Below are 3,835 nucleotides of genomic sequence, written 5' to 3' on the forward strand. Positions count from 1 at the left end.
TGCGGGCCGTCGGGGCGGCCGGCGCGTTGCTCGATCATCTCCCGGCTCAGCTCCGCCGACTCCGTCTCCGGGAGCCGGGCGAAGCCGTCTCCGGTGATGACCGAGAGAACCGGGTAGATGCGGCGGCCGAGGTCGGGGCCGCCGGTGGCCGCGTCGTCGGCGGCGGCGTCGTACAGCGCCTGGAGCGCGGCCAGGGCGGCCTCGCGGCGGGTCAGGCCCGGACGCGGCGAGGTGCTCTCTCACAGGGCCTTGCGCCGGACCAGCATCGCGAGCACCGCGAGGCCGGGCAGCAGGGGCACCCACACGGTCAGCAGGCGGTAGCCGAGCACCGCGGAGGCGGCGGTCGCGGCGGGGGTGCCGGACGCGGTCAGGGCCAGGGCGAGCGCGGCGTCCAGGGAGCCGAGGCCCCCCGGAGTGGGCAGCAGGGCGGCGGCGCTGCTGGCGGCGAGGTACAGCAGGGCCACCTGGAGCGGGGGCAGCGGCAGGGCGACGGCCCGGGTGACGGCGATCAGCACCAGCGAGTGCAGCGCGGCGAAGGCCAGGGAGCCGCCCCACAGGGCCGCCGCCCGCGCGGGACGGGCATGCAGCGCCCGGATGTCGGCCAGGACCGCCGCGAGGGCCTGCCGGCACCGTGCCCACCAGGGCGTGAGCGGGAGGGCCGCCGGCAGCGCGGCGGCGCCCACCGCGATGCCGAGGACCGCCGGCGACAGGCGGGGCACGCGCAGCAGCCCGGGGCAGGCCGCGGCGAGCAGCACGATCAGCACCATGCGGACGGCGGCGCCGGCGGCGGCCTTGACCGCGAGGGCGCCGGCCGAGCGCGCCGGGGACAGCCCGCAGCGCATCAGGAACCGCAGGTTCACCGCGCCCGCGCCGAGCCCGGCGGGCAGCAGGTGGTTGGCGGCGGAGGCGGCGAACTGGGCGGCCACCAGCCTGGGTCCGGGCAGCTGCCGTACGACCGCGCCCTGCTGGGCGAGCGCGGAGGCCGCCCAGGTGCCCAGGGCCGCGGTCGCGCCCGCCAGCAGCCATCCCTGGTCCGCGCCCGCCAGCCGTCCGGCTCCGTGCTCGACCGTGGTCCAGTGCCGGTGTGCCAGGTACAGCGCGCCGAGCAGCAGGGTGAGGCCGGCGCCGGCGTGCCAGTAGGCGCGGCGCCGGCCCGCGGCGGTGAGACCCACCGGAGACGTCATGAGGCGGCCTTCGGCACGGCGTAGTACAGCCGCCGTCCGTCGAGCGGCACCCAGGTCCAGTCGCGGGCGTAGCCCGGTGGCCGCGAGCCCGTCGGCACCAGGGCGGCCACCGGTTCCCGCAGCGCGGTCCGGGCGATGGCGTCCGCGGTGGCGTTGGCGTTGTGCCCGGCGGTCGCGGCGGAGGCGCAGCCGGCGTAGAACGCGATCGGGATCGCGTCGTCCCCGGTGAGCAGGCACGGCGGGCGTACGCCGAGCCGGTGCAGGGCGTCGGCGGCGCGGGCGTAGCCCTGGTGGGAGGCGGTGGCGCCGCGCGCCGTGGGCACCAGGACGGAGAGCTGCACGGCGAGGTGGATCGCGAGGCCCACGCAGAGCAGGGTGACGGCCACCGGCCGCCAGGGGCGGCGCGGGGCGGTCATCAGCCGCAGGAGCGCGACCGCGACGGGGAGCGCGAGCAGGGCGTAGGCGGGCAGCAGGAACCGGGGTGCCGCGTAGCCGATCAGGAACAGGTAGGGGAAGGCGGCCGTCGCCGCGCAGGCGAGCGGCAGCGCGGCGGCGGTGCGCCGGGCGCGGACCGCGAGGGCCGGCCCGAGCGCCGCGAGCACGGGCAGGACGAACCACCAGGCGGTGACGAGCGGGCTGGGCAGGGCGCCGGTGCACGGCCGGCACAGCGTCCGCCCGCCCAGGCTGCGCAGCTGGTCCACGACGGCGAGGTGCCAGCCGAGGCCGCCCTGGATCGCCGAGCCGGCGGACAGCCGGTGGGCCAGGCCGCCGTAGCTCACGTACGCCTCGACCACCCACTCCGCGGCCCCGGCCGCGAGACCGGCCGACAGCACCAGCAGCGGCCACCGGGGCCGGCGGACCACGCCGAGGGCGAACAGGGGCAGCACCACCCAGACGGCGTCCATCGGCCGCATCAGGGCCATCAGCGCGGCGCTCGCCGCGAGGCCCCAGAGGGCGGCGTGGTCGGCGCGGCCGGCGCGGGCGCGCAGGAAGCACGCGACGGCGGCCAGGGCGCCGACGGCGACCCAGTAGTTGGGCATGGCCTGCGGGCCGTAGAACAGGGTGACCCACAGGGAGGCGAAGAGCGCACCGGCCAGGGCGAGGACGCGCACGGGGAACAGGCCGCGCCAGGCGCGCAGCGCGAGGAGCAGGGCGAGGCCGGACAGGGCGGCGAGGTAGGTCCGCAGCAGTGCCGTCGAGGACGACCAGGCGGCGACGGGGGCGACGAGCACGGAGACGCCGCGGGCCCGGGGCGCGCTGAAGTAGGCCGCTGGGGCGTGTGCGCCGACCTGGCTGACGTAGACCGTCTCGTCCCAGCCGAGGCCCATCCCGGGCCGCACCAGGAGCAGTTGGGCCAGGGTGAAGGCGACGGCCACGGCGGCGAGCGGGGCGGTCGCCCGCAGGCGCCGGGTGGCTCCCGGCAGGCGCCCGAAGCGTTCGCGCCGCGTCCCGGCGAGTGTGGCATGCGCGCTGCCGGCCATCGTCACCCCTCTACCCCTACACGTTGTAGGGGCAACTCGCACCCTACATTCTGTAGGGTCGAGGGCGGCGCCGGGGTGACATCACCAAACCACATATTTACGAAGATCAGCGGCAGAACCGCCCTTTTCACGGGTGTTCACGGGACGGGTACGGCCATCCGGCCGACGCCACTACGGGCTGTAAGGTTGACGCATGGCTGGCACAGGGTCCCGCGGCAGAGCGGAACGGCGCAGCGCAGGGGAGCTGGAGAGCGAGGTGCTGGCCGCCCTCTGGGCCACCGAACGGCCGCTGACCCCGGTGGAGATCCAGGCCGAGATCGGCGGCGGACTCGCGTACAACACCGTGCACACCATCCTCAAACGCCTGTACGACAAGGGTCTGGTGCTGCGTGACGCCGACGGACGGCGCGGCGCCTACCGGCCGGCGAAGAACGCGGCCGAGCTGACCGCCGAGGCCATGCACGAGGCCCTGGACCGGGGCCCGGACCCGATCGCCGCGCTCCAGCAGTTCGTGACCGGGCTGAGCCCGGAGGAGGAGCGGGCGCTGCGCGAACTCCTCGCCGGAGACGGCGCATGACGTTCGACGTCTACACCCCGCTGCTGCTGTCGCTGCTGCTGTCCGCGGCCGGCCCGCTGGCGGTCCGCCGGGGAGCGCCGGCGCCGGCGGTGCGGGCGCTCACCTCGGCCGCGGTCCTCAGCGCCGCGGCCACGACCTGGTCGCTCGTCCTGCTGGCCGCGGCGCTGCTCGGGGACGTGCCGCCGGTGATCCGCGAGGCCCGCGAGGACGGCCATCCGCTCACCGATCCGGTGCCGGCGGCGATCGGGCTCGCCGCGTGTGCGGCGCTGGTGGTCGTCGCGGTGCGGGTGCACCGGGCCGTGCGCGCCGAGCGGCGCACCCGGCGGGCGCTCGGGCGGCTGTGCGCGGGACAGCCGGCGGGCACCGAGCTGATCGTCGCCGCCTCCGAGGTGCCCCAGGCGTTCGCGATTCCGGGCCGGCCCGGCCGGATCCTGGTCACCTCGGCGATGCTGAGCGCGCTCGAACCCGCCGAGCGGCGGGTGCTGCTCGCGCACGAGCGCGCCCATCTCGCCCACCGGCACGGGCCGCTGGTGACGGCCGTCACCATCGCGGCGGCGGCCAACCCCCTGCTGCGACCGGTGCGTTCGGCCGTC

General features: G+C 77.2%; 4 protein-coding genes and 1 pseudogene. 2 read left to right on the plus strand and 3 right to left on the minus strand.

Translation table 11 applies throughout. The features are described 5' to 3' along the window. The 3 genes and pseudogenes from ACLU3S_RS36135 to ACLU3S_RS36145 all read right to left on the minus strand — a co-directional run. Positions 1–221, minus strand: a pseudogene (locus ACLU3S_RS36135) (proteasome subunit beta); the annotation flags it as partial. Between the two features lie 18 nt (positions 222–239). Beyond that, entirely contained in the window at positions 240–1,184 is a 945-nt protein-coding gene (locus tag ACLU3S_RS36140; protein WP_413956210.1) for a lysylphosphatidylglycerol synthase domain-containing protein, read from the minus strand. Beyond that, positions 1,181–2,665: a hypothetical protein gene (locus tag ACLU3S_RS36145; RefSeq protein WP_413956211.1), complete on the minus strand. Its 1,485-nt coding sequence runs from the start codon at positions 2,663–2,665 to the stop codon at positions 1,181–1,183. Before ACLU3S_RS36145 ends, ACLU3S_RS36140 begins: the two co-directional genes overlap by 4 nt. Positions 2,666–2,858: 193 nt before the next feature. Between ACLU3S_RS36145 and ACLU3S_RS36150 the strand changes: the two genes are divergently transcribed. Both ACLU3S_RS36150 and ACLU3S_RS36155 read left to right on the plus strand, forming a co-directional pair. Further along, positions 2,859–3,242, plus strand: coding sequence for a BlaI/MecI/CopY family transcriptional regulator (locus tag ACLU3S_RS36150; RefSeq protein ID WP_413956212.1), 384 nt, complete (start codon positions 2,859–2,861; stop codon positions 3,240–3,242). Continuing rightward, positions 3,239–3,835: M48 family metalloprotease (locus ACLU3S_RS36155; RefSeq protein ID WP_413956213.1), on the plus strand; the 597-nt coding region annotated here is incomplete at its 3' end. The genes ACLU3S_RS36150 and ACLU3S_RS36155, both read left to right, overlap by 4 nt.

The organism is Streptomyces sp. AF1A, from assembly GCF_047340315.1.
Lineage (GTDB): Bacteria > Actinomycetota > Actinomycetes > Streptomycetales > Streptomycetaceae > Streptomyces.

Excerpts from the sequence above, each read along its gene's own strand:
- ACLU3S_RS36140 (WP_413956210.1), bottom strand. The coding sequence starts at position 1,184 with ATGACGTCTCCGGTGGGTCTCACCGCCGCGGGCCGGCGCCGCGCCTAC.
- ACLU3S_RS36145 (WP_413956211.1), bottom strand. The coding sequence starts at position 2,665 with ATGGCCGGCAGCGCGCATGCCACACTCGCCGGGACGCGGCGCGAACGC.
- ACLU3S_RS36150 (WP_413956212.1), top strand. The coding sequence starts at position 2,859 with ATGGCTGGCACAGGGTCCCGCGGCAGAGCGGAACGGCGCAGCGCAGGG.